The organism is Providencia sp. PROV174 (assembly GCF_028480685.1).
Classification (GTDB): domain Bacteria; phylum Pseudomonadota; class Gammaproteobacteria; order Enterobacterales; family Enterobacteriaceae; genus Providencia; species Providencia rettgeri.
This window is the reverse complement of the sequence record NZ_JAMPOT010000005.1, coordinates 110,261-137,133: the sequence shown is the minus strand read 5'-3', so window position 1 is coordinate 137,133 and position 26,873 is coordinate 110,261. Positions and strand designations below refer to the sequence as shown.

The 26,873-nt window shown below is 40.6% G+C and carries 24 protein-coding genes and 1 pseudogene; 12 read left to right on the top strand and 13 right to left on the bottom strand.

The genetic code is table 11. The features are described 5' to 3' along the window. Nucleotides 1-77: 77 nt before the first annotated feature. The 10 genes from PSE60_RS02775 to PSE60_RS02730 form a co-directional block, all read right to left on the bottom strand. On the bottom strand, nt 78-611 hold the full coding sequence (locus tag PSE60_RS02775) for a hypothetical protein (RefSeq protein ID WP_272664515.1): 534 nt from the start codon (nt 609-611) through the stop codon (nt 78-80). A 16-nt stretch (nt 612-627) separates the two neighbouring features. Next, complete coding sequence (locus PSE60_RS02770) at nt 628-1,794, bottom strand: hypothetical protein (protein ID WP_272664514.1); 1,167 nt, start codon at nt 1,792-1,794, stop codon at nt 628-630. A 242-nt stretch (nt 1,795-2,036) separates the two neighbouring features. Then, nucleotides 2,037-4,895: a DEAD/DEAH box helicase gene (locus tag PSE60_RS02765; RefSeq protein ID WP_272664513.1), complete on the bottom strand. Its 2,859-nt coding sequence runs from the start codon at nt 4,893-4,895 to the stop codon at nt 2,037-2,039. Continuing rightward, the gene (locus tag PSE60_RS02760; protein WP_272664511.1) at nt 4,892-6,505 is read right to left on the bottom strand and encodes a site-specific DNA-methyltransferase; all 1,614 of its coding nucleotides are present in this window, start codon (nt 6,503-6,505) and stop codon (nt 4,892-4,894) included. Before PSE60_RS02760 ends, PSE60_RS02765 begins: the two co-directional genes overlap by 4 nt. A 9-nt stretch (nt 6,506-6,514) precedes the next feature. After that, nucleotides 6,515-8,902, bottom strand: coding sequence for a S8 family peptidase (locus tag PSE60_RS02755; protein ID WP_272664510.1), 2,388 nt, complete (start codon nt 8,900-8,902; stop codon nt 6,515-6,517). Between the two features lie 12 nt (nt 8,903-8,914). Next, the gene (locus PSE60_RS02750; RefSeq protein WP_272664509.1) at nt 8,915-9,892 is read right to left on the bottom strand and encodes an AAA family ATPase; all 978 of its coding nucleotides are present in this window, start codon (nt 9,890-9,892) and stop codon (nt 8,915-8,917) included. Nucleotides 9,893-9,913: 21 nt separating this feature from the next. Then, complete coding sequence (locus PSE60_RS02745; protein ID WP_336298604.1) at nt 9,914-12,763, bottom strand: SNF2-related protein; 2,850 nt, start codon at nt 12,761-12,763, stop codon at nt 9,914-9,916. A gap of 250 nt (nt 12,764-13,013) precedes the next feature. Beyond that, a complete protein-coding gene (locus PSE60_RS02740) occupies nt 13,014-13,403 on the bottom strand; it encodes a hypothetical protein (protein ID WP_336298603.1) in 390 nt (129 codons plus the stop codon). Between the two features lie 192 nt (nt 13,404-13,595). Further along, entirely contained in the window at nt 13,596-13,805 is a 210-nt protein-coding gene (locus tag PSE60_RS02735) for a helix-turn-helix transcriptional regulator (protein ID WP_154602982.1), read from the bottom strand. 105 nt (nt 13,806-13,910) lie between these two features. After that, nucleotides 13,911-14,498: an inovirus Gp2 family protein gene (locus PSE60_RS02730; RefSeq protein WP_272664506.1), complete on the bottom strand. Its 588-nt coding sequence runs from the start codon at nt 14,496-14,498 to the stop codon at nt 13,911-13,913. Between the two features lie 489 nt (nt 14,499-14,987). On the opposite strand from PSE60_RS02730, the gene PSE60_RS02725 reads away from it, so the two are divergent. The 10 genes from PSE60_RS02725 (at nt 14,988) to PSE60_RS02680 (ending at nt 22,386) form a co-directional block, all read left to right on the top strand. After that, nucleotides 14,988-15,755: a hypothetical protein gene (locus PSE60_RS02725; RefSeq protein WP_272517996.1), complete on the top strand. Its 768-nt coding sequence runs from the start codon at nt 14,988-14,990 to the stop codon at nt 15,753-15,755. A gap of 52 nt (nt 15,756-15,807) precedes the next feature. Then, the gene (locus PSE60_RS02720) at nt 15,808-16,671 is read left to right on the top strand and encodes a GTPase family protein (RefSeq protein ID WP_272664505.1); all 864 of its coding nucleotides are present in this window, start codon (nt 15,808-15,810) and stop codon (nt 16,669-16,671) included. A 91-nt stretch (nt 16,672-16,762) separates the two neighbouring features. Continuing rightward, entirely contained in the window at nt 16,763-17,188 is a 426-nt protein-coding gene (locus tag PSE60_RS02715) for an antirestriction protein (protein WP_272664504.1), read from the top strand. A 13-nt stretch (nt 17,189-17,201) separates the two neighbouring features. Then, the gene (locus PSE60_RS02710; RefSeq protein ID WP_272664503.1) at nt 17,202-18,038 is read left to right on the top strand and encodes a DUF932 domain-containing protein; all 837 of its coding nucleotides are present in this window, start codon (nt 17,202-17,204) and stop codon (nt 18,036-18,038) included. A 211-nt stretch (nt 18,039-18,249) separates the two neighbouring features. Beyond that, nucleotides 18,250-18,957, top strand: coding sequence for a WYL domain-containing protein (locus PSE60_RS02705; RefSeq protein WP_272664502.1), 708 nt, complete (start codon nt 18,250-18,252; stop codon nt 18,955-18,957). Next, complete coding sequence (locus tag PSE60_RS02700) at nt 18,954-19,130, top strand: hypothetical protein (RefSeq protein WP_272664501.1); 177 nt, start codon at nt 18,954-18,956, stop codon at nt 19,128-19,130. Before PSE60_RS02705 ends, PSE60_RS02700 begins: the two co-directional genes overlap by 4 nt. 4 nt (nt 19,131-19,134) lie before the next feature. Further along, nucleotides 19,135-19,608, top strand: a complete 474-nt coding sequence (locus PSE60_RS02695; RefSeq protein WP_272664500.1) for a hypothetical protein — start codon at nt 19,135-19,137, stop codon at nt 19,606-19,608. Between the two features lie 143 nt (nt 19,609-19,751). Further along, nucleotides 19,752-20,240 (top strand): hypothetical protein, encoded by a 489-nt coding sequence (locus PSE60_RS02690; RefSeq protein ID WP_272664499.1) that lies wholly within the window; start codon nt 19,752-19,754, stop codon nt 20,238-20,240. A gap of 64 nt (nt 20,241-20,304) precedes the next feature. After that, complete coding sequence (locus tag PSE60_RS02685) at nt 20,305-20,754, top strand: IrmA family protein (protein WP_272664498.1); 450 nt, start codon at nt 20,305-20,307, stop codon at nt 20,752-20,754. Between the two features lie 222 nt (nt 20,755-20,976). Further along, nucleotides 20,977-22,386, top strand: a complete 1,410-nt coding sequence (locus PSE60_RS02680; protein WP_272664497.1) for a hypothetical protein — start codon at nt 20,977-20,979, stop codon at nt 22,384-22,386. A gap of 537 nt (nt 22,387-22,923) precedes the next feature. Here the strand turns inward: PSE60_RS02680 and PSE60_RS02675 are convergent. Further along, nucleotides 22,924-23,109, bottom strand: coding sequence for a hypothetical protein (locus tag PSE60_RS02675; RefSeq protein ID WP_272664496.1), 186 nt, complete (start codon nt 23,107-23,109; stop codon nt 22,924-22,926). Nucleotides 23,110-23,132: 23 nt separating this feature from the next. Continuing rightward, nucleotides 23,133-23,354 (bottom strand): annotated as a pseudogene (locus PSE60_RS20590) (hemagglutinin repeat-containing protein); the annotation flags it as partial. 249 nt (nt 23,355-23,603) lie between these two features. On the opposite strand from PSE60_RS20590, the gene PSE60_RS02670 reads away from it, so the two are divergent. Continuing rightward, entirely contained in the window at nt 23,604-24,494 is an 891-nt protein-coding gene (locus tag PSE60_RS02670) for a LysR family transcriptional regulator (RefSeq protein WP_004907568.1), read from the top strand. 14 nt (nt 24,495-24,508) lie between these two features. Further along, on the top strand, nt 24,509-25,393 hold the full coding sequence (locus PSE60_RS02665) for a dihydrodipicolinate synthase family protein (protein WP_210839107.1): 885 nt from the start codon (nt 24,509-24,511) through the stop codon (nt 25,391-25,393). A gap of 60 nt (nt 25,394-25,453) precedes the next feature. On the opposite strand, the gene PSE60_RS02660 is transcribed toward PSE60_RS02665, so the two are convergent. Continuing rightward, nucleotides 25,454-26,833, bottom strand: coding sequence for an MmgE/PrpD family protein (locus PSE60_RS02660; protein WP_210839109.1), 1,380 nt, complete (start codon nt 26,831-26,833; stop codon nt 25,454-25,456). Nucleotides 26,834-26,873: the final 40 nt, after the last annotated feature.

The following is a 26,873-nucleotide window of genomic DNA, read 5'->3' as shown; positions in this document are numbered from 1 at the left end:
TAAAGAAGATATTATCCCTCATAATTACTCCCACCTGCATTTCTATTCCTCCTCCGATATTGTATGGAGGAGGAAGTTCAATCATGCTTTAACTTTGATTCATTTATACGCGAGTATAAATTATTAGCGAACCGGAAATTACTAATGATAACACTAAAAATACAACGGCTTTGTAGCCAGCACAAACTAAAAACAAAAACTAATGCAATATATTTAATGAACCACTTGAATTCATTATATATATTTAAATTGCCTATCAACGCCTTAACTATATAAAAAACAAGAGTTCCGAGCATAACTAATGCAGAAACGATAATTACATATATTAATCGTTCTATCCTTGGAACATCCTTCGTATTTTTAATATAATCTATATTATCACTAACAATTCCTTGAATTGCATTTGGATACAAAAAACCAACCCACAACCCAACGATAGTAAATATTGCCGCAGAGATGTTTTGCAAGGTTCCAACTACATCTTTGATATCTCTAAATCTTAGAGAGTCTTTTAAAAAATATATCAATATAGCGATAATAACCAGAGCAATAACATCCCATTTGGCGCCATTGATCAGGTTTGATAATGCCTTCCTGATTTTGGGACTCATATTATTCTCCTATTATTTAAGCTTGACCGCTAACAAAGAGTTGACCATTGGCATCTTCGACGGTGACATCTAAGTGAGCATCTTCTTCAATAGCTTCTTCTTGAGCCACGACGGAATTGAGGATATCTGCTCTGATATTGTTAATTTCTTCTAATAATTTTTCTGGGGAATAATGTGAAAGCCCATCAGAATCGATAAGTAATGTAGATTTCACAACATACTTAGTAAGCCATATTGGAATTTCAGAGTCTTTAACTTTAAAACCGACATCAGACCAATCAGTATTCTCAGAACGTTGTGCAAATAATTGAGCTATTTCCTCAACAGTTGGAGCACCATCGATGCGTACTTCGATACGTTTAGGCGACTGTAAGAGAGGTGCATCCCCAAAAAGGGAAGGCATAAATTCACTAGCTAGCTGAAGAAAAGGGCTACGCTCATCATCTACTCGAGATGTGGCAATATCTCGGATTATGGTTTGAGTTATATGTGGAATAATATTTTCCAAATTGCCAACCGCAGTTTTTATTTTTGTCTGTTCAACATTAAATTTAAATATACAATTGCATTTATTTTGTCCTTCTCCATACTCAAACATTGTTTTGACTACATTAACCATTTGGCTCGGATCACGGCTATGCTGATAGCTAGTAGTTGATTGTTTTCTTCTACTATTAACATCGGAATGGTTGTTCACAAATGTAGTAATGTACTGGCAAAATCTACTAGTATCAGCACCCGAGTGAGGAAAGATTATCGAAGCAATTTTTTTATGCTCTGGGATAATCCAGTAATAACATGGTTCACCCCAAATTACTCGCTCGCCTCTTACCGAAGTTCCAGCTTTCACAGTAGCATTTTCCTTGGCCCCAACGGCAGAACCCATTTTAACACCATGTAAATTACCTGAACCATCACCAACTGCCCTAAGTAAAACCATTATAATGTCATTCGTTTGAGGATCAATCGCAACTCCACGACAATATGTTTTAGAACGCATTGGGTTAGTATCAACATCCCATGGGATGGTTTCTTCGATCGCTTTACCATTTAACCAAGTTTCAAATTCGCTAAAAATTTCTTCTAACGAACCAAATTTATAATCAAGATCTTTAGCTTTATGTTTTAATCGGTAAAAACCAAATGCGTTAATATCAAAAAAAGTAATAGAACCGTTATCCATAATAAATTATCTTTTTTATCTAATAAGCTCAATTGTTAATATATTGATAATATACTAATCATTTCCCTCATCTACGTAAAGACAGTTCTTTTGAAAGAAGTGAATGGTCATGCTTAATATATGGATAGGTGTAGAAAAATGATGCAATGGTATGCGGATTATATGGGGCGTAAGAGAGACAAGTAAAAAGCCATCGTTACATCTGGATGTAACGATGGCTGAACAGGCTATAAATTAATATCTTATTGATATAACATCTTAAAATCAGTCAGCAAACCGGAAATTGAACGACTCAATTCAATCTCATTATGAGGAATAAGGGCATATTGCCAAGTTTTCCCTTTAAGTTTATCTGCATTTTGATTTGCAAACTCACACCACCGGATAGCCGCTTGTGCTTTGGCTTTAACTTCAGGCGTGTCGATTTCTGTCGCTTTTTTCGGCTCGATTAAACAATAGCCATTATCCATTTCGACAACAAAATCAGGTTCATAATTTTTACCATTAGCATATTCAATGCGGAATTGACCTGGCCGAGGTTTCATCCAGTGAATCACAGAAGGATCATTCTCAAGTATTTGTGCGAGACGGAGCTCCCCATCTACAGAGTCAAATTTCTGATAAGGATAACAGCACTTAGTAAAACCAGTGAAAATCATCTGGCGAACTTTATTTTTCTCTCCTGCTGGAATCACAACACGGAAATCTCTCGGTCTTTCATTACCAGCAAAATTGAACGTGGCTGGATGTATTACATCAAAACCCTGTGTTATGCGTCCAGTATAGCCCGTTGGCGTTGTCCACATATTTTGTTTGATTTGCACCCATATAAATTCTGCCAACTGTCGCCCTGCATTTTTCAGAACGGATTCAGCGTCTTCTTGGGACTGATAACTACATAAATGACTCACCATTTGTCCGGCCAGTTTATAGAGCATGTTGGCATGTTCATCGTAATCAATTTCATCGTGATCGAGTAGATAGCGAATGAGATAATTTTCAAGTCGTTCTTCCTCTTCTCCGCCTTCCTGCCAACTGATTGTACGTTGTTCGTTATTCTCCAGATGCGTGAGTAAGAGTTCTTTGCTACCTGGTTTTAGCGCAATACGATCTAGCTGGGAAAGGTTGAAATCATTAAATCCGTAATTGACTTCGCGCTCTGGCAAAACTACGATTCGGGGAATATCGATAGTATATTCCATCAGTTTTTCGGTAATCGTTCCGACTAACTCCTGAACTTCCGTATCTTCCATTGATAGGAAATTCGGCTGTTCAACTTGCTTTTCAATTATTTCTGTCAGATCGATCTGTTCCGAAGTGGATGAAATTTGAGATTGGGCAACTTCCCATTCACGTAAGGCTTGTTGTACTCGTCGAGTTACGCTTGCTTTCACCTCTGGCGTGCTGAGTTGCTGGCTACTGGTTAACCGTTTAGCTTCTTCTGAGACTACTTTGAACGTGAGTTCTGCAACTTTACGTTCTGTGTCCGTGGTGAGCACCGGTTTTGATATAGAATTCGTTTGATATATTGCTTGAGGTTCACACACCTGCAAATTATTATCTATGACTTGATTTCCCAATAGAAATTCAGCCATTGATGGTACTATAATTTGCTGAGGCTTTACTTCTGGAATGCCATTTTCATCATCATCCAACCCTATATAAAGAACTTTCTTAATAATTGAGTCATCATTATTGGCCCGGTCAATAATGTCCTGAAAACGGTCATGGGCAATAATTGTCAGGCGATCGACAGCTTCGACGCCTGTTCTTTTACCGTATGGTAGGCGTAGCCCTCGTCCTATGGTTTGCTCCGTCAGAATTTCAGAAGCGGAAGCGCGCAGTGGAACAATAGTGTATAGATTAGTAACATCCCATCCCTCTTTTAACTTATTGACATGAATAACGATTTCAGTGTCTTTATCATGCTCAACTGCCAAAAGTCGCTGCATAGTTTCTTCTGATTCTTCACCTGTTTGGTTTGAATGAACGGTGATTACTTTGCCTTTGTAAGAACCATTGAAGAAATCGTCGTGTTCAATACGTATTTTTAGCCTGTCTGCATGATCGGTATCCTGAGCAACGACTAACATAAAAGGCTTAACTAGTTTATTTCCGGTATTATTGGCAAAGCTGGTTAGTTCTGTTTTCACATATTCGTGATGGTGGATACCATCTTCCAGCTTTATTTTTTCCAATTGCTCTTCAGAGTAATTGGTGGCACGGAAATCCTTGCGTGTAGCAACGGCTGGAATTTTAATATACCCGTCTTTTAGCGCTCGTGATAGAGGATAGTGATAAATAATATTTTTAAAATCACGCGGGTTTGTGCCTACAGTTTTCGGCGTAGCCGTTAATTCTATACCCAGTACTGGATTTAGATCGTTAAGAGCCTGTGCACCCGCACTGGCATAGTAACGATGGGCTTCATCCATCAAAATAACTAAATCGGGTAGGTTCGCCAGATAACTGAAATAAGACTCTCCAACGTACTCCTGAATACGGCGAATTTTAGCGACTTTGGATTTAGCCGCACCTTTAACATTTTCCAACGCGTTGATTTTGGAAATATTGAAGATATTAATGTGTGGAGCGGTTTCGCTACCAAAAAGATCACCCGTTTTACTTTCGGTAATCGCATAATCTAGACGAATGCCTCGTCCTTCCTGATAGTCGTCACCAGTGATTAGAACAGGGGGGGTTTGTGCCAGTTCAGGAATACCCTGGAAAACATATTTTGGTGAACCAGGTAAAAAATCCATCTTAAGTTTTTCATAGATGGTTAAGTTCGGAGCTAGTACAAAAAAATGACGACTGCGTCCAGTTAAGTATAGCCAAGCAATTATTGCTCCCATTAAGCGAGTTTTACCTACACCAGTAGCCAGTGCAAAGCATAGAGAAGGGAAGGCACGTTCAAACCCTTTCACTGTGGGATACTGTTTATGTAATAATTCAATCCAGCGATTAAGATCGGGATCTTTACTGAGACCGAACTGTTCGAGAACGTCGCATAATATTCGCAATGATTCATCCTGCGGATCGCGCAGTGACAGTCGTGCACTAATCCGATTGGCAATTTTTATGGCGCTGCTTTGGCTCATAGTTGTTCTTCGCCTTCAGTATCTTCGTCGTAATCAATATCGTCAGGTTGCTCTGAATCAGAAAGTACGTTTAGCGTAAAGCTATAGTCGTCTTGATCCCATTCACATTTGTTTAGGATGGCGCGCGGAATTTTTACTAGCGTCAAATTAGGGAAATCAGCACCCTCTGTCATAAAGGCCTTGCAGCAGATCAGCAATGTTCGTTCAGTCCCTACTTCTTCACTTATAACTTTAAGTTGTTCATAAGCCAAAGAACCGGTAGTGACGTAGATATAGTCAGTCTCGGTACTGTAGCCATGATTCCAGTATTGAGTCTGACTTGGTGCATACGTGAAATTCATATGCTTACACATGGCTTCTGTCAGCATTTCAGCGTTGTATTCTTTGTTGATTACCCAATTGCCCCAATGATCCTTTTTCAGTAGCGAGGGAGCCAGACGCAAATAGTGGAAACCGCCTCCACCCTGCCAGTTTACAGTCTTGGAAATTCCCCCATTATCCTTTCCATCAATCACCTTCTTTAAACGAGGGGCAATATGTGTATGACAGTGTTCACCTAATTCCACCATAATCCAACGACGGTTCATTTTGTGAGCTACTGCACCAGTTGTTCCAGTTCCTGCAAATGAGTCAAGAATAAAATCTCCCTCATTACTTGCAATTGTAATTATTTTCTGCAAAAGCTTCTCTGGTTTTGGTGTAATGAATACACCTCCATCATCGGCAAAAAGAGCCTTTATTTCATTTTTTGCTTCTGCATTTTGACCGGCATCTTCATATCCCCAAATTGTACCAGGCACAATCCCTTGTTTGACTTCTGTCAAAAAAGTTTTCTTTCTAGGAGTATTCTTGCCATCTTTCCCCCACCAGATTTTATTATCAGCATTTAGAGCATCGAAATTTTCTTTTGACACTGACCAGTATCTACCCGGTGGAGGCGTGAATGTATTGCCAGAAGGGCTAATTACTTCATATGTTCCTTTGCTGTAATAATTGCGAGCGTGCATGGCACTATCTATCCAAGAACCTCTTGGATCATTATCGGGGTTTTTAAAGTTGCTATTTTGTTTTTCAGTTCTAGGTAATTGATTCATAGTGAATTTATTTATGTCTTTTGAGTAGACAAGAATAAAGTCATGCATTGTTGAAAAATGTTTTGCTGTGTTTTTTAATGTGTAAATTTTTTCCCAGCAAATAGTCGTGATAAAATTCCCTCTTCCAAAAACCTCATCCATTAATACTTTCAAATATGCCATTTCATTATCGTCAATGGATATCCATATAGAACCAGACTCATGAAGTAATCGTTGAAGCGATTCTAAACGGTCTCTCATAAGTGATAACCAAAGAGAATGCTCTACTCCATCATCATAATGACCAAAAGCACTACCTGTATTATAAGGTGGGTCGATAAATATACATTTTATCTTCCCCGCATACTGCTGCTCCAGAGATTTCAACGCCAGCAGATTATCACCATGAATCAGTAGATTTTCATTATCCGCATCACCATAAGACAACTCTTTGTCTTCAAGCAGAATACGCGGTTCCAGACGAGGGCGCTTGTGCTTACCAATCCAGTTGAGTTCTAATTTTTGCTTAGTTGACATAATTTATTTTTATCCAATACGTGCTCGCACGCGTTCCTGTTCTCGGATCTGCGCCTGAATTTGTGTATAAAGCTGAGCCTGTTCATTATCGCGATCGGTCGCGGTTACTACCAGTGCGTAAGGCTCCTGTTCGCTACTGAACGCTTCGCCCCAATCTCTGTCCTGACGGGTAATAACGATGAACCATTTTTCATCCGGGTTACGTTGGCGGAAAGTCCATACCGACGACTGTACTGTACCGCGTTCCCTCTGTTGGGCAGATACAGCTCGATTTGTTTGGGCATCATCAGCGCGGGTTTCTGTTTCATTCTGCGTCTGGTGATTAAAACTGGCCTGCACTTCATCCAGCGAGCGACCTTTAACCAGCCGGAAACTAATTCGCGTGGCAGTGTAATCCAGCCGAGTGGTGCGGACGACTGGTGAATAAGCCAGCGTAACGCGGATCTCACGAGTGGACCGCTGCGATCGTAAAAATGAAACAGGGAAGGGAAGTTCAAAAAATTGATGGGTGTTATTTTCTATCTGCTCTTCACATCGCATGACAACAACATGTTCTGAGGAACGGTATAACGCATCTTCATCAATGATGCCATAACCAGTTACATCACGCTCTATCTCTCGTTTTCTTGTCGCAGGCGTATTTTTATAACTATCTCGCATCGTCTGTGGAAAAGCTTGTATCATCTCCTGAGAAAGGGATGCATGATTAACTAGCATTGCTCTTAACATATTGGCTGACATTTCAGGGTACTCATTCAACAAGCGGCCTGCCAGATGCGTGATATAAGGTGTGGCAAAGCTAGTGCCACTAAGTTCTTTAAATAAGGTATTGCCTTGAAATTGATGATGGCAGCTTAATACGCCCAGACCTCGCATATGTGCCTGCCATTGCTGTTGCCGCACATTTGAAGCGACATTGCCACCGTGCGCCACGACATCAGGTTTAAATGCGCCTTTTACCGATGGACCATGTCGGGTAAACGGTGAAGGTTGGTTTTCTGTTGCCGGACAGAGGTGCTGGATATCCTCAGGTCTTCGTTGCGCATCTTGCGTTGCATTATATCTGGCAATGCTACCCACGGTTAGCACATTTAGTGCAGGTGCAGGGTCGATAATAACGCTTGTTTCATGCAACAGATAATCAGGATACTCATCCCGCCAGCTATTTTGTGGTACGGGAGGTTCATCACTACCTGTAAAATTCCCTGCAGAAACAACAAAGAGCACATTGTACTGTCTTGATAGCGTATCTAATAAGTACGCAATACCGCGGATATGTTTGCCATCGTAGGGCGCATTAGCGTTTCCTAACGACAGGTTGAAAATACGGCAACCAAGATCAGTAAAATACGCAACCGCAGCTGAAAGCGTAGCTTCAATTGTTTCAGCATTGAATTCAGCCATCTCGTTCAGAACTTTTCCGTTATATAACCATAGTTGAGGCTGCCAGAAATTGCTCTGGTTACAAGCATCAACATCACCATAGAGCGCAATACTGGCAACAGCCGTGCCATGTCCCTGTTCATCAAACGCATCCTGACCTGGAATAAAGCTGGCGCTTTCGGCAATTGCAGTACTTAGTAATGGATGGTTAGTATTAATACCACTATCAAGAATACATATCCTGGCCGCGTTTTCCGCAGGCGAACTCAGACGAGATGGAAGTGTGTTTATGTCCCGGTTAATCTGTTGATAGCTAATGCCACTAGACGGTGGCAAATCTATAAACCTGACGTCCCTATGAGCTAACAGGTGTTCCGCTTGCGCGAATGAAACTTCGACCCGGTACATCAACAGGCTGTCCAAATTGACTTTATCCTGGCGGGAAATACCCTGCTCCTGTAACCAGTGCTCAAAACGTGTATATAGATCGATACGTTTGGGATGATGTGCAACCTCGATAGGCCAAAGTTCCACATCGAGTTTAAAGCGTTCTGTTACAGGGAGACCATAACGTCTGATAGCCCAGCTTTTTCGATCTTCCGTCGACCAGCCTTCAATACCGTCAAGCGCCTCTAGGATCTGTTTGTAGGTTAGTTCTGCATTGGTTAGACCGAGAGATGCCAGGTGTTCTGCAAATGTAGCCAGCCCTTGCTCATCACCAAAGACAACGCATACTTGTTTATTTTCCTGGCTGATAAACTCTACACCATGATGTATCAGCGCAGAAAAATTCATTGTACCGCTGTAGTTAAGTTTGAGGATATACCGACCATCATCGGCACTGCCTGGTATCTGGGCCAGCATCGAACGCAAAGTCTGGAGCTGGTTTAATAGCATCTGCCCATGCTGGCGTAAATCGCCTCTGCGAATACGAGGCATATTGACTCTGCGGGTTCGTCGGTCGTTTTGAAGAGGGGATTTTGCAATTGTTAAATGTTGATAATTCACCGTCATGGTAGTCCCTTATCAAGGAGTTCTAGCGTTCTCTCGCTGTATCGCATTTTTTAAATCTTTAAGCATCAGGAATTCCTGATTACGAAGGATCATGTGCTTGGTGGCACGGCGAGCAATACGCTCGATGTCCGCCCCACTTTTCCCATGAAGTAAGGATAACAATTCATTATCATCCAGTTCAAACTGACGGCGAATACCGCGTAACTTTAGTGCCAGCAATTCACGTAACTGTGTCTGATCCGGCAGCGGAAATTCAATCACTTCATCAAACCGACGCCAGATGGCACTATCGAGAATGTGCTCGTGGTTAGTAGCTGCAAGAATCAGACTCTTACCTTGATATGCATCCATCATTTGTAAAACAGCATTGACGACTCGGCGTAATTCGCCGTGTTCACCGCTGTCGCCTCGCTCCTTTCCTATTGCATCAAATTCATCGAATAACACTACCAGCGAGTGTTGGGCAATAAAATCGAAAATCTTACGCAGATTGGCTGCAGTTTCCCCCAAAAAGGAGGACACTAGTACGTCGATACGAACGATCGCTAGTGGTATATCCAGCTCAAAAGCAATGATCTCTGCCGCCAGTGTTTTACCACAGCCCGGAGGTCCAAAAAACATGATTTTATTCGCTGGTTTCATCCCGTAGCTATGCAATACATCGCTACGTCTGTGCTCTTCAAGAAGCTCATCAATCATTGTAACGCTGATAGCTGGAAGGATCATTTCGTCGAGGCTGCGCTGCGGTAGCCGTAAATCCAGCAGTGGCAGGCCCCTTTCTTTATCTACTGGTGCTGGAGGCAACGAAGGTGAACGCGAAGCCTGAACAATGTGATCACCATAAAGAATATGCTCCAGATCGTTAGCCAAAAGGTGGTGCTGTTTCTGACGTTCCTCATCAATAATGGCTTCCGAAACACGACGGAATGTGGCGGTATCGCCTGTCGCGCCCGCTTTTATAAGCTGTCTTAATACTTTTCCATTAGCCATTATTGACTCCTCAACAACACTCTATGCGGAAGGTGCATTTAACGTCCAGCTCACCGCAAATAATTGGCTGGAGGTTATTTCTATCGCCAGCTTTTGTTCAACTTCTTCCAGTAGGCGATCTTCTTCTTGCTCGATTTTCTTTTTTTCATCATGGTACTGCAACATGATGTTGTCCCGCTCGTGCTCCAGCGCTTTAAGCGCACGTTTTGCTTCCATTTTCTCTTTCAATGAAGGAAGCTGGCGGGCTGTTTTACGTGCATCTTTAATTTCTGTGTCTAACTGTTTAATACGTATATCCAGTGCAATGCGTCGATCTTCTGACCATCGTTCAAGTTTTTCTACTTCTTCATTGTAATAAAGTTCGTTATCACATTCCACTTGCTGTATAAACGAATTTCGCAAAGCTTCACATTGAGCCGTTAAAGTGGGTAACAAAGGTTGTTCTATGATAGATGTTATCTTTGACAACGGTAAGCGAAGCAGGCGGGATACGGTTTCCTCCGCCACTATTTCACCATTTTCTGTCACGGCAGCGGCAAGTAGTTGCTCTCGTTGTTGTTCTTGATTCCCGATACTGACTTTTGTCAGTAACAGCTGTCCTGATTGTTGACAAAGAAGTTTTACATCAGCCAATTGTCCAACTCTGGGTTGGTATAAAAAATGGAGTTTTTGGCAAATTGGTGAGGTGGAAAGGCTTGTTCCCTCATGCATGGCAATATCAATCAGCTGCTTTCCATATCCCTGGTTTGATCGGAAAAATTCTGCGTTTTTTTCGTCGGCTATAGGCCAGCTAACATCAAAATATTTTCCACCGGAACGAAAACCAGTCTCAGAGCGTAGAAAATCACTATTTTCGCCCAAGAACATTTCCGCTAGTAGTAACAGATTTTCTTGGTAATCGTTTAACTGGGCGGTGGTTGTTGTACGCCGAGTTTTTAGATTTCGCACTACATCCACATCGAAATGTTCAAATAACGAGCGACGAGTTTCATTCTCCCTGCTTTCGAGATGCTCTTTTAGTTCATCCTGAAGCTGATTAAATTCTTGTTCTATTTGCTCATCAGAGCGGCAATGCTGATAAATTTCATGGATACGGCGTTCAATATCTACACCTGACTCAATTGAACCGAGGATATCATCGGATGCGCCAAATACGCCTTCAAAAAGCTGAAACTTCTGATTCAATAATTCAAATACACGTTGATCAGCCCGGTTCCCTTTATTAATAAAATTAACCACCACGACATCGTGTTTTTGCCCATATCGGTGAACTCGTCCGATCCGTTGCTCCACACGCTGTGGATTCCATGGTAAATCGTAATTGATTAATAAAGAGCAGAATTGAAGGTTGATACCTTCAGCACCTGCCTCAGTACAAATCATCAGAGTAGCTTCGTCTCGAAATTTTTCGACCAGTGCAGCCTTCATATCTGCCGTGCGAGAACCGGAAATACGGCCAGAGTTCTGATGTTTCTCTAGCCAATCGTTATAAATTTTTTTCGACGTAGTATCGCTATTACTACCGTTAAGCAGCACTACTTCACCTTCATATCCATTGTCTGAAAGCAGTTGTGCTAGCCAGGTTTGAGTACGCACAGACTCAGTAAAAATAACTGCTTTACGCAACCCACCCAGTTCTACTGTGAATTTGAAGGCTCTGCTAAGAACGTTTAGCAGTGCCTCTGCCTTGGCGTTTTTAGTTATTGATGCAGCTAGTGCTTTATAACTTTTTAACTGATCAATTTCCGCCTGTAGCGCCCGAGGATCTATGGTATCTTCATCCTCGATGCCATCTTCATCACTGTAATCATCATAATTTTCATAATCAGTCAGAGCATCTAAAACTGGCATTTTATTTTCTAGACGATGAATCATGGTTTCTAGCGTCCCCTGAATTGCCGTGGATGATGAGGCTAAAATTTTACGGATAACTAGTGTTACCAGATGACGGGCACCACTTTTTATTGCCAACAGATCATCTTGCTGCAAATATGATGAAACCAGTTTATAGAGCGCGTCTTCATCTTTTGTTGGTCGAAAATCTTCAGTTATGGAATGACGACGAGTAAAACTGATGCCTCCTTCTTGCTGAACCTGCCTACGAAGTGTGCGGTTACAGATCTTATTTAATCGTACCCTTAATAACGCCAATTCTGCATCGTCAATATTCTGCCGAGAATAGCGGGCCTTAAACGAGGCCTGATTGCCGAAAAAATGAGGGTCAATAACGGAAACTAGGCCATAAAGCTCAAGGATACTGTTTTGAAGAGGAGTTGCGGAAAGTAGAATTTTTTTCCTACCAGATAATGCGTTACTGAGTTTTTTTGCCGTTTTAGCTCCATCGTTTTTGTATATATTTCGCAATTTATGGGCTTCATCCATGACGACCAGATCCCATGGAATTCGTGCTAATTCATGTTCTTTACGGGAAGCGAATTCGTATGAACAAATGCATATAGCAGCCTCTCCTATCGCGTTTTCAATATCAAATGGATTACCACACCCTTCCTTGATCATTTCATTGAAGCTTTTTGCTTCAATAATGCGAGAAGGTAGTGAAAATTTTTCTTCTAGTTCCTGGCTCCACTGCTTACGTAGGGTTGCTGGTGCAATGAGTAATAGCTTTCTGCGTCGTTCTGCCCACTTTTGCGCCAGAATCAGACTAGCTTCAATGGTTTTTCCCAACCCTACTTCGTCAGCTAGAATAACGCCATTTGATAAAGGTGATGCCAGCGCAAACATTGCGGCCTCAACTTGATGTGGATTCATATCAACTCGAGCACTCGCAATTGTCTGTGTTAGTGAGTCTTCAGCTTTACCTTTTAATATTAACCAGTTAGCAAGATAATTACGTTGGTAACATGAATACATTTTGAGTCCTAAAGAGAAAAAATTAATCAGAAATAGTATTAAATATTATCACTATTGTTGAAAATACAATGAAAGCTTTTAATTAGCCAAATCTAATATCGCATTAGTTATCGATGTTTTTGCTGTTAAAAGACAATCTGTAGATCAATAAAGTTTAGAATTGAGTCTAGTATAAAAATGCATTCTATTTTTGTTAACACTCAAACAACACATAATCATCCATGATCCTCTCAAGCCCCCAGTTTTCCATTTACCTGCCTATGATCCACTCCTCCAGCTGTTCTTCAGTTTTCATCTTTAGGCTATTCAGCAAATCGTCTAATGGAAAACCTATCATCAAATCATACCAACACAGCCACATTAGTTTGGGACGTAGCTCAGGGTTATTGAATTGCTGAAACAAGCTAATGAGCTTGTTGGCAAACGAACGTTGTCCAAGTAGCATGCACTCGCTAAGAAGAATACCCTCTAGCATCGGGTAGTAGCGCAGTAAACGGTTATCAACGATTAAGCTGACATCCATATCAGCTTGAACAGATAACGGCTCAGGAAACGTTTTACCGTGTATTAAGCGGTACAAACATACGGAGACGACAGCGGGTACGCTGTCGGTATCTGGAAAGCGTATGTTCGCCACCATCAGCTGGTGGCTATTCTTTATGAAGGGATGGCACATTCCCTGGCAAATAGCGAGTTTAGCAAAATTATTCAATTAGTGTTGGTAATGGTGTAGCTATACCTCATGACAGGAATGATACATTTTCATGGTTAAATTTCTGGTGTGATTTAAATGTTGGTGTTGCTAACGAAGAATAGGGTAGTGATGTGATGATTAAGCTCTGGATTCGGCAATACGTGCTTGTAGCCAACTTTCAACTTCGCTCTTTAACCAACGAGAGCTACGCCCCAATTTTATTGGTTTAGGGAACTCTCCATCTTGTATCAATTTATAGAACCATTTATCAGTTAACCCAGTTAAACGGGTAATAAATTTCATATCAACGAATTGGTCATTTAATAAGGGAATAGCTTGAGTGCTCATTATTGAACTCCTGTCTTTAAAGTTAAAAGGCAGAAGGGATATCGATAAGTGTTTAGGGATATCTCTCTTCCAAAAGATATCCCCTTCATGTTTTTTATTGGTAGATTAACGGCTGCATCCAAAAGAACGCTCACCATCACCATAATATTTTGTATGTTCTTTGGCTAAGTAACGACAGCGCTGGTTTAATTCGAATATCGTACTTTCATTGTTGGCATTATTGTTATCTAGCCAAGTAACAGCGTTATCTGGGATATGAACTAAATAACGCTCCGTAGAGTAGTTAACACCAATTGCACTACACCATGCTTGTTGTACTAATGCATAAAGCGTTCCTTCGGTTTTAATAAAGTCGCCAAGACCCCAATAGACATCTTTATTTAATAGCAAAATTACATGGTAATGTTTTTTGTTGTTTATCTCACCAAACTCTCTGACCCATACATAAAACAAGGGGCATGAATGGTTACGTTTCCATGCTTTATTTTTACGTTTTAGGTCAGCATCTATTTTTGCTTTTAGGGATTCAATGAAACGAGTTATGACAGTTGAATCCTTATGGTAACAAGTTGTCGATGATGGGAAGCGTAAATCGACGCGAATAGCTGTGACACGATTATAGGTTAATAGTGATTTACGGACTGTTCGGTCTATCTGACGAAGATAGTCCTCATTGTAGGTATAACTAGACATGATTTATTCCTTAAGGTTTTTTAAGTCATATCTAGTTCGATGGATGTAAAAAATAGATAAGTTAGTCAAGATTACTTGAGTGATCTTTAGGTCTATAAAATGCCATTCTTACTCTATTAAATATATAACTATACCAGCACCGTTTTTACACACAGAAGTCCTGCTTGTCAGAGGCTCAGTGACTCATCTCATTAAAAAGTACTCTGATATTAATTTTCTAACGCGAAGTGGATAACAGCGTCACTTTCACAATATTAGAATTATTTTTTTAGTATGCTTATCAATAAAAACAGCACTATTGTATTAGTATAAGCCTAATAATCTATGTATAACCCTTTAAAATTAAGGAATGAAAGAACATGAATATCACGATTAAATCATGAATAAAAATGTATTTTAATTAGCTATTTATTGGTGGTTTTAATAGTTTTTTATTACCGTATTATAAAATAATAATCATATTTTAATTGATAAAAAAATGAGGCTTTCATGACGATGAATTATTCATATATAGAGAACGAAATTTATGGTTATATGAGAAAGAATAAAGTTTTTTGTTACCTCATATGGCGTGTGTTGAGCAACAGCAAAGACGCTAATTTTTATATGTTTAAAATACGAAACTACTTAACAGATCTCACAGTTAAGGACGACTTTAGTAGTGTTATAAAAACAGTAACGAACGGTTTTTTTGATAAGAAATTTATTTTTGCACCGAAGAGTCATGAAGGGCGATATGTAGAATCTATTGAATATATTAACTTTGTTGTAGCTAGGCTTAATGCTTTTCAATACTCAGATTATGTTACTGATATATATAGTATGCTTGACTACTTAAGAAATGACGTAATTAAGAAAACCTGCCATTACAAGTACTTTGATTGGTTAAAACCATCCGATATAAAAATGTGCAAGTGGGTCTATAACTATCTGGTCAAAAGTAAAGCATTGACTAAAACCGAATATCAGGATAGTGAAGAGCTTTATCTTTACATTGTGACTGGTTTTTATTTATGGCAATCACCCCAAGATGAAAAAGATAAGCGCTATAAAAAATTACTCCTAGCTCGAAATGAGCGAAAACACAGAACAACTACTCAATCAAAAGGTTTGGTAAGACCAAAAAAAACACCGAAAGATATTCAACTTTCAGCAGAGGCAAGAACTAAATTGACAGAGTTAGCCCTTAACTATGGTGTACCCGCGTCGGAGTGGTTAAATAGCTTCATTATTGATGAATATGAAAAAATGAAATAAATTTCAAATATATATCATCTATGCGAACTTAACATATATTAAGGTTGCAACGATGAATAAACTCGAAAATCATTTTCTTTTCCTCCCTAAAGGGACTAAGGATGTGTTTTTATCTCATTTGAATAAACTTATCAATTACTCCCCCACCATAGGTCTAATGGGAAAAACTGGAGCTGGAAAATCCAGCTTAATCAATGCCCTATTCCAATCCCAACTATCGCCTGTGAGTAATGTCTCTGGCTGCACACGCCAAGCTCAACGCTTCAGTATAACAATGAGCAACCATACCCTCACTTTTGTAGATTTACCCGGTGTAGGGGAAAGCCTCGAGCGAGATAAAGAGTACCACCAGCTATATCGTAACTTATTGCCAGAACTGGATTTAATCATCTGGGTACTCAAGGCGGATGATAGGGCGTGGTCTTCTGATGAACAGTGTTATCGCTTTCTCACTGAGCAATGTGGCTACCAATCTGAACGATTTCTGTTTGTATTGAATCAGGCCGACAAAATAGAGCCCTGTCGCCAGTGGGATGAACACAACCACCAGCCATCCCTTGAACAGGTAGCTAACTTAGAATTGAAGCAACAAGCCGTGATAACCGCATTTAAGCCGCATCATCCTGTGATGGCCGTTTCTGCGGCAGAAGGCTTTCAACTCACTGAATTAGCAGAGCAATTAATACAGGCGTTACCAGCGCAAGCCAGTAGCGGTGTCGCTAGGCAACTGAACAGCACTTACCGTACGCAATCTGTGGAAAATTCTGCACGTAACGATTTTGGGCAATGTGTCAGCGATATCGTCGATACGCTGATAGACATCCTTCCCCTACCTGTCTTGATAAAAAGCACGATTGGTACAGTCAAAAACAGCATCGTTTCCGTCGCTAAATCCCTGTGGAGCCTGTTCTTTTAGCTTCTTAAATTAACACAACATTGATGACATCTAGCGCCAGTCCTTAACGGGATTGGCGCTTTTTTATTTCTTTTTATTGGAGTATCAACTTATGAATCATTCAACCGAATCCACTATTGCAGTGACTCTCGTTCCCGATGAACAACGCCTTGATTTTTGGCTCAACCATTTTGGTGCAGTGAAAGGCTGGGCTACCTTTGAAGTGGTGATCTTCACCACGATGGGTCAATTCTGCAATGAGTATCATGGCGGTTACTGGGAGTACGGCTCGCTCAATAATGGCGGTGCCTTTATCTATCCCGATATCAACGCAGACACCTTAACCCTATTCAACATGCACAACGGCAATGAAGCCACTGTGAGTCAAGAAGCGGCAGGGATTGTGGTGTGTCTGATCCTGTACAGCATCTGGTCGTTCCAAACGGAAAGCGAAGTGATGTGCGACCGTTTTTATCAATTGCGTGACTACGCTTCACAACATCCCGAATCCGCTGCCATTTTCCACTTAATTGATTAATCAGGAGTCTATCATGAGTTTATTAGCTTCGCGTTTTGGCTCTGCTAACAGTATTCGTCGTGAGCGTCCACTCACTATCGAAGAGTTATTCCGTACTGTACCGAGTGTGTTTTCTGAAGAAAAGCACGATTCTCGCAGTGAACGCTATACCTACATTCCGACCATTACCTTGTTAGATAGCCTGCAAAAAGAAGGCTTCTATCCGTTCTTTGCCTGCCAGACTCGGGTGCGTGATATCAGTCGCCGAGAGCACACCAAGCATATGTTGAGGCTGCGTCGTCATGACCAAATCACGGGTATACAAGTTCCTGAAATTATTTTGTTGAATAGCCATGATGGCTCAAGCAGCTATCAGATGTTACCGGGACTCTTTAGAGCCGTGTGTTCCAATGGTTTGGTATGTGGCGATGTATTAGGTGAAGTCCGTGTCCCCCATAAAGGGGATGTCGTGGGGAAAGTAATTGAAGGGGCCTATGAGGTACTCGATACCTTTGAGCAAGTGGCTGAAAAACGCGAAGGTATGCAGTCGTTATTATTGCCTTCACCCGTCCAGCAAGCCTTTGCTGAAGCAGCTTTAACCTACCGCTTTGGTGAAGAGTTCCAGCCCGTTACACGAGAGCAAATTCTACAGCCTCGACGCTTTGAAGATAAGAAAGAAGACCTTTGGACGGTATACCAGCGTTTACAAGAAAACCTGATTAAAGGAGGATTATCAGGCAGAACCGCAAAAGGAAAACGTGCTCGTACTCGTTCAGTCAATGGTATTGATGGTGATATCAAACTTAATAAAGCGCTGTGGGTAATGGCGGATACCTTATTTAACCAACTCGCTCCTCGCCAACCCAACTAATTTTCCCGCCCTGACAGGTTGTGTCGCTACCCGTCACACTCGCATTGTTTAAATAAACAGCATAACGTTATTTATCAATAAATTACTTATAGTGATTTTTCACTAAAAAGCCCAATGAGAATTTTTCCCAACAGACATAACCTGTCAATCCCCTAAGTTAAACTCCCTCACTTCTTAATTTCCTAACGTCTGTTATTGAGAGTAATACGTTATGTTTCAGATTAACCGAAAATATGACCGCATTGCTGTGCGACTCTCTGCGCTGATTGCCCGCTTAATGGCAGGAGAAAGCCTTGTGCTCTCATGTTTAGCTCAAGAGTTCAATGTTTCTGAACGCACGTTACAACGGGATTTACGTGAACGCTTGGCTTATCTGGGTGTAGAAAGTCGGCAAGGTTGTTATCGCTTGCCCATCAATACGCTAAAAGCTTACCGAGACAAAGATATTCTAACTTTTGTGAAACAGATTGGGATGACTCGATTGTTTCCGGGGCTAGACAGCCGCTTACTGGGATTACTGTTAACCCAACAACCCCATGCACCTTGTTTGATTTGGCATCATGCCCATAAGATTTCGGCTTTGCATGCCGACCATTTCTATCAATTGGTGTATGCCATTACCAGTAAGCAATCTATTAGCTTACTCACACCAGAGCGTCGTTTTAATCCACTACAACCTTATCAACTGATTTACCGCGAAGGCCAGTGGTATTTACTGGCGGAATACCACCAGCAAGTGCATGTTTTGCTGTTAGAGGATATCCAACAAGTTCAGCCGCTAAATACCCCCTTCACACCGAAACACGCAGTGATGCAATTGTCACAACAAAACAGTTTTATCGCGGCATTACCGCATTTTAGATTGATATCACAAGTACTTACCGCTCTTCCATCACACAAAGAAAGGAGCCGACCATGACGCTATTAACCCCACCAGCATCGCATCCCACACATTGCCCTCACTGTTCTTCTGAGCAAGACATCATTGCATGGGGCTCTGGCTGGATGTGCCGCGATTGCGGTCACGAATGGATCATACCTATTCAAAATCACCCTCACACCGTGAATTCATCACCACATAAGGAAGCTTAAAAATATGAACACCGTTTCACACTTACAACTGGGTTTAGAACGGATCGCTATTGTTATCAGTATGTTGCTATACCTTTGGATCACTGGCGTATTATTAACACATTTCCAGCTTATCGCTCTCATCATGAACCCATATGGGACCACATTGATGTACTTCGTTTTATATCTTTTGGCTTTGGTTATCCCACAACTCTTGGCGCAATTAGGCTTATGGGTTTTGAGTGCTTTTAAGGGGGTTGATTATAAAATCCATTTCAACCCCAAATTAGTTGCCATTATCTCTTCTATCATCATTGGATTAGTCCTCTCTTCCCTACTGATTATCATGTCATCCGCTTGGCTATACGGTTTTACTGAAGGTATCGCCACCACGATATTGCTGGTTGATTTGCTTATCGCCACTGGTATTGCCTTTTATCTTCATCGACGAATTCGTCACTGGATTTCAGTGCGACTAAACCATCATTCATCACATTAAACATGATCAGCAATTTTTGTTGTGAATGCCTTATTCACCAGATAACCACCGAATACGCCATGTCAGGGAAAAACAAACACCCATTAGACGGTGTTCATCAAGCGTCAATCTGACGTTTCTATTTATGTTGATAGGAATTTATAATGAAAAGATATGTAGTTGTAACTGTATTAGCCTCACTGTGGTTGATGACATCACCCGCCTCTGCCACCAGCCAGCCCCCTAAAAATACCATTTGGGAATATAAAGGCGATGGCGATAAAACCTTATGGCAAGCATGTGGGAGCCAAAACAGTACCTGTAGGATTGTGGGCTCAACCAAGCATTATGTTGCTGTACTGAATCATAAATCCGCATCAGGTTGTGCATTTGGTGATTTTTATATCGTGGCAAGAACTGACGGAAACTGGCAACAACGCGATACAGGGACTTGCAGCCCTAATGCTTATGTCCAAAAAGGATACATTAATAACGGTCAGTACTCCTCGGTCGATATTGGTGTTGGTGGGACAATTGTAGCTCGTTATCCCATTGGGTATTGGAGTATGCAAAAAGAGTTCTCAGGCAAGAATCGACCACGCTGGAAAGAAAAAGACCGTACTAAAGGTGGATTGCAAACCAATCAACAATAAATAACAGTCTCGCTATCGCTAATTACGGTAGCGAGAACAATAAAAGATAATAAAAGGTAACGTAATGAATAAGATAAAAAGTATATTTGCGATGAGTTTATTAGCAGTCAGTGCATTTAGCTCAGCTGAAGAGCAACAGCGTTATGCGAGCATCACACATACAAGTTCAAACTTTATTAACCAAGGCTACTGTGGCTACTCATTTACACTTGATAATGGCGGTAGCCATATGGTTTTAGACCACGCTGAATTTGGCGCGCTAGAACTAACGCTGCGAATGAAAGATGGAAAAGGAAAAGTATTAGGGAATACGGTACTGGAAGTAGAACCTTTTGGCGATTCTAGCGCAACCCGAGCCACGTTTGCAGGATTGGAAATACCTTGTGAAGATGTTGCTGAATTTGAAGTGGTTAAAGCGGAGGAGGATCAGAATGGTCGTAAGGTTGAATTGCCGCTATCGATCTTTGAGGCCAATAATCCAGAGTTGGCTAAGGTTTCAGTTGCAGATAAGTAAAGTAATGTATTGTTGGTTTTAATGTTCCTCATTGTGTTCGTTAACCCTCACCGTACTCTAAAGAATAAGGTGGGGTTAACGAATTGATTTTATTAATGAAATCAATAAATAACTTTTATTAGTTCAGTATTAAAAGAACTTAAACTGGTTAATTTATGTTAAGTTATAATATAATGAATAGACAAATTATATTTATTGTATATTTATTTTCTAGGATATTTAATGACAACGCCGAATACAGTAAATTATCCGAGTCCTGCAGATTGGCAGCACTTTGAACGTTTGAGTATTGCAATCATGACTTCATTATTTAACAAACGTTTCCGGCAATATGGTAGAAACGGGCAACGTCAGGATGGTGTTGATCTATATTGCAGGTATAACGGGCAATTTATTGCTGTTCAGTGTAAAGGAAGGGCTAAAGGATATGGTAGTCATTTATTATTAGAAGATATTGATAAAGCAGTAAAAAGTACTAAAAGTTTTCCTGTTAAAATTGATCAGTTTTATATTTTGACTACAGGGCCGGATGATACAAAGTTAGAAAAAAGAGTTTTTGAAATTAACCATGATCATCGTGAAATTGGTAGTTTCACAGTACATATACTTGGTTGGCAGTCGATAGAAAATATTATTCGTGAAAATGAGTCTATACAACGTAAATTCTATAATGGTTTTTTTAAACGGTTTTCTGTAAAACAATATAGTGTGATGATTGCAATCACCTGTTTTTTTATTACAGGGAGTATTTTAGGTTCATATAATTATTTAAATAATTATAATAAGCTATCAGAACAAAAAAATGTGACACTTGAGAAAACTAATGAGTTTATTGCTTTAAATGATGATTTAATAAAGATTTACACTAATTGTAGTGACATGATGGCTCCTCGCATAATTTCATCTTCATTTGAGTTAAAACAATTTTGCATAATTCCTATTGCAAAACAGCTTGATGCTATTGATAAGTTTGTTCAAAAGTCTAGTTTAAGTGTTGATGCTAGAGCGTATGAAAATATGAAGAGAGCACTTAATATTTTGCGCGAAGACTATAGACAGGCCCTAATTACAGTAAAAATGACTGGTTTTTTTGAGGATAGCATTATCCGAGAGATGAAGACTATGTGTTTATCTAAGGAGCATAGAAGTAAACAACTTTTTGATGGTACTAGAAAAACAGCGGAAGATATTGTGGCTCAACAGCTACAATTTTATTTCATTCTTAATGATTTTATTCTTCCAGGAATGAAATCTATGGAAGCAATTACTTTAGTATCTGCTCTACAGATAAGTGAGCAACCTGTTCCTTTAAGCATAATTGAACAGGCAAACCATTTTGATGGGATTTTAAAAGAGCGTTCAGAATATAAAATGAATAAACCAGATATCCCATTCACTTTATCCGTATTAAAAATCTATAGCTCCCGTAATATCAAAATGGCTAGCTCGCTCCCAGATTCTAGTGAAGAAATGCGTTGGAGTAATGTACTTTCTCATAGCATCAAAATGTCATTTTGGGGAAGAGAAAATGATGTAAAAGAATTAGTCGAATGCGGTGTTTTTATTCCTGAAGTAGTAGAGCAGTTCAAAGTGGAAGAAAATGAAATTAAAATGAAAGCTGAATCTATTTAAAATAATGTTACTAGTATGTACAATAAAAGTTACTCCTAAATTGTGAATCAGTACCTGTACATAAAACTTGGTTTTATCTATCAGATATTTCATCAGGCAAGGGTACATTTACGGGTATAAAATTTATATTAAAAAATATATTATTTAAATTTCATGTTGTTAGTCTTTCTTTGCGAGTCCGGCCTTCGCACCATAAGAACATCAAGAGACGTCAACCGACGTCTTTTTTTGTATCTAAAATCCAGTGCTTGCAAGACTTTCTCCGCATTTTCAGTCAATGCATGTCAACTTAACTCAACCCACATTAACCCCCGAGTGAGTATATACGTCGCTTCGATAATGAATGTATATTCGTCATACTTCGAATTACAGGGTTGTTGGCTTCGTTCAGCTATCTGAGTCACATAGTTATCTATGCTCCTCGGCTATCTTCACTAGCTGCCTACACGTAATCCGAATTATTTAGAGTATATGCTTGCTCAGAGGTGAGAGGATAAAGAATATGGCACAATCTACCCGCAGCAGCGGATTGATTATTTAGCTCAGCAATAACAGGCCTAACGCAGCATATGCCATGGCATTCGCGGTTTTATTATCTTCATCTACTTGCTGTTTTATCAATGTCGCTAAGTACGGAGACGAGGCATTTGCCAATGCACTTGCTAAATTATCACCTGCCAGTCCTTGTAGCCGCCCCGACGCTGACCTCTTGTTGTTTGGCATCATAGCCCGGGTCGATTTGGACGCTATCGCCCGTGAGGTTCAAGTCTTTTTGAGCAATCAGCTCCGCCCATATGCAGTTTGTTGCCGGCGGTGATGTTGACATTGTTGCCAGCGGTTAAGGTGACATCATTCTTTGCCACCACCGAGGAGCCTTTGACAGTCAGGTCATTCCCTGTGGTAATGGTAACTTTTTCGTCACTGAGCAAGCTGCCTTTTTCATGAGTGGTTTCATCGTGTTGGATAGTGTGTTCACTGCTAGTGCTTAAGAAGTCTTTACTGCTACGCTGCTCTTCGACGGTTTTTTGTTTTCTTAATTCTGCAAGATTAACGTGTTATGGCGGATATTCAAGTGGCCAAATTTATTATTAAGTAGCTACAATTTAGAGCCAAACAATTGAGCTCTAACATAGATTCTTTAAGGCTTTTTTCTTAGTATGTAAATTAAACACTCTTGTTTAATGATATCTTATACCTTAAGAAAAGAGATAACTAAAATGCCAGCTGCTAAACGCCCTATTTTTAATTTGGAGCTTGATTTACTTCGTACTTTTATTGCGGTTGTTGATGGTGCAACTTTTGCCGCCGCTGCAGAATCTGTTTGCCGAACGCAATCAGCGGTGAGTCAACAAATGCAAAGGTTGGAGTCACTCATTGGCAAGGAATTATTTGTGCGGCAAGGCAGAAATAAAGCATTGACGGATTCTGGTACACAACTATTGAGCTATGCCCGTCGTATTCTGCGGCTTAATGATGAGGCATGTTTATCGCTAGTTTATGAAGAAATTGACGGGGTATTAAAAATTGGTTCGCCAGATGACACAGCGAATACCATATTACCTGATTTACTAGCCAGATTTTCAGGGGCTTATCCAAATTTGATCATGGATATTATTGTCAAACGTAGCCCATTTCTTATGTCAATGTTAGAGGATAATGAACTCGATTTGGCCATTTCAACCGAGGAACATGTTGGTTACCCTAAAATTGTTTTACGTGTTTCCCCTTCGCTATGGTATTGCGGGAAGCACTTTACCTTTAATTTAGAGCAGCCACTGCCATTAGTTGTGCTAGATGAACCGAGCACTTACCGTGAGATGATGATCAATCACCTCGATCAACAGCAAATACCTTGGCGAATTGCGTACATGGCAACAACATTATCTGGTGCACGTGCTGCAGTTAGGGCGGGATTGGGCATTATGGCGCGTTCAATTGAACTTTCTGGGGAGGATTTACGCATACTCGGTGAAGATGAAGGGTTACCAGCACTTCCGGCAATTCGATATAACTTGTACCTCAACTCAAAAAGCCCAACTAAAGCCGCCCAAATTCTTTTTAACTCATTAAAAAATGAACAAACAGACGTTATCTCCCATAACAACTAAAATTAGGAGTGATTATGACCCATTTTCACGGTATTTTTCCTTATCTTGTTTCACCAGTTGACCAAGCTAAAGGGGTTATTCTTGAATCATCCCTTCGTCATCTAATTGAACATCTTATTTCGAGCGGAGTTCACGGGTTGAGTCCGTTAGGGAGTACTGGTGAATACGCATATTTGTCACAAGAATTGCGAAATGAAGTCGTTCGCATTACGGTTGATCAAGCCGCGGGGCGGGTACCCGTATTAGCGGGGGTCGCCAGTTTCTCAACATCAGATGCGTGTTCACAAGCAGAGCAATATGCCAAGTTAGGTGTGGATGGTATGGTACTGATATCCCAAAAAATGTACCCTCTGAGTGACAAAGCTCAATTGAGTTATTTCCAGACAATAGCAGAGTCTTTTCCTGAAAAATCGATGACGGTCTATACCAATCCTGGTTTATTAGGGGATGTGCTGTCAATTTCTCTTTTGAATGAATTAAGCTATATCCCTAATATCGAATATGTTAAAGATGCATCGAGTAATACTGGAAGGTTATTAACGATGATCAACACCTTCGGTGAGCGAGTTAAAATTTTTAGTGCTTCAGCTCATATTCCTTTACTAGTCATTAAATTAGGTGGCGTGGGCTGGATGGCGGGTCCTGCCTGTGTATTGCCAAAACAATGTGTTGAACTATATGAGTTGGCCACTAGAGGGGATTGGGATACAGCGTTAGCAAAACAGAAAGAAATGTGGCAAATCAACGAAGCTTTTACGCAATATGCATTAGCATCATGTATTAAAGCATCTTTAAACATTCAAGGGTTTAATGTTGGTGACCCGATCCTTCCACAAGAACCTCTCAATGATGTTGCTATTGCTCATTTACAGCAAATTATTGCTCAGTTAAATGAATAATAAGGGGAAAGAAAAATAGAAGCCCATTTAGTGTGGGCTTCTATTCGTTAGTCGGTATTATTAAATACCGACACGCAATAACTGTGTGATAGCCGGTATAGTTTTCGTTTCGAAGGACAATACACTTTTAGCAAGCTGCGCAGCTTGTTCATTTTTCATTACCAACTCTGCATTGTCATAAAATTTGCTCACAATATCCTCCAACGACATTGGATTTTGTGGGTTACCGTATTGGATATCTAATCGTTCCGTTATTGTTTCACCATTAGTTAATGTGACAAAAATTAAGCCGGGAAAATAGGTTGGAAAAGGAATTTCATTTTCAGTGGGATAACGATAACTGACTTTTTTCGCGAGGTTTTGGATATCTGTTCGCTGTAAATTTTGGGCTGAGAGCAAACTTAATGTTAATTTGTCTTCGATAAAGCCTGCGGCAAACAACCACGGGAGGCTAAATTTCGCTGCATAGGCACTCTGAGGAGCCCATTTTTGTTCTGGTGGCTCACAAATTAAGGCAGCTGCAACGGGATCGACAACGCATTCTACTTTAGCAATTTGCTCGAGGGTTATTCCTTGTTGTAATAATCGTCTCCCACAATCGACAGTGGCATGAGCAAAATGGCAAGCAGGATAGGGTTTAATGGAAACATTCATTAACTGCCAAACATTACCTAAGTCTTGGGTGACTTGCTCGGGATGCGCATTTTCACGAAGACCATGTGTTTGGTACAGGCTATAGCGCCCTTCAAAAATAGTTTCTGGCCCTGTCATTCCGCCTTTAGCTAAACAAGCTGCAATAATGCCTGATTGCGCAGCCCAGCCCGCATGAAAACATTTTGCAGACGAGCTATTGGTTAGGTATTCAGCAACACCACTGGCTTGGCTTCCTGTTAGTCCAAGAGCATGAACCGTTTGTTCCCGAGTTAATTTAAGTAATGAAGATGCACAAGCTGTCGAGCCAAAAATACCGGCTATGGCGGTAGAATGGAAGCCGCGTTGATGGAACCCGCTGTGGCTTGCTAACCCCACTCTGGCAGCAACTTCCCAGCCAATAATCCATGCAGTAAGGAGCTCTTGCGTTGTTGCTTGTAAATGTTCTCCGAGTGCAAAGGCGATAGGGGTAAGTACGGCACTACCGTGAGTGATTGAGTCGGTGTGTGTATCATCAAAATCTAATGCATGTGAAGAAATACCATTTACTAAAGCGGCGGTGGTAGTTGAAACGGTTTGGTTACTTCCCCAAATTGGAATTTTTCCTTGATGATCAGGTAAATAAGCGACTCCCTTACGGCATTGTGTTGCACTTTGTTGGAGACTTCCGGCAAGTGCAACGCCTAATGTATCGAGTAAATGATATTTGGCGCGTTCAACAACCTGCGGTGGAATATCAGAAAATGATAGGGATGTGATAAATTGGCTTAGCTGTTGGCTTAATGTCATAGATACCTCTGGTGAATGAAAAAGCCAGCACTTGACTGGC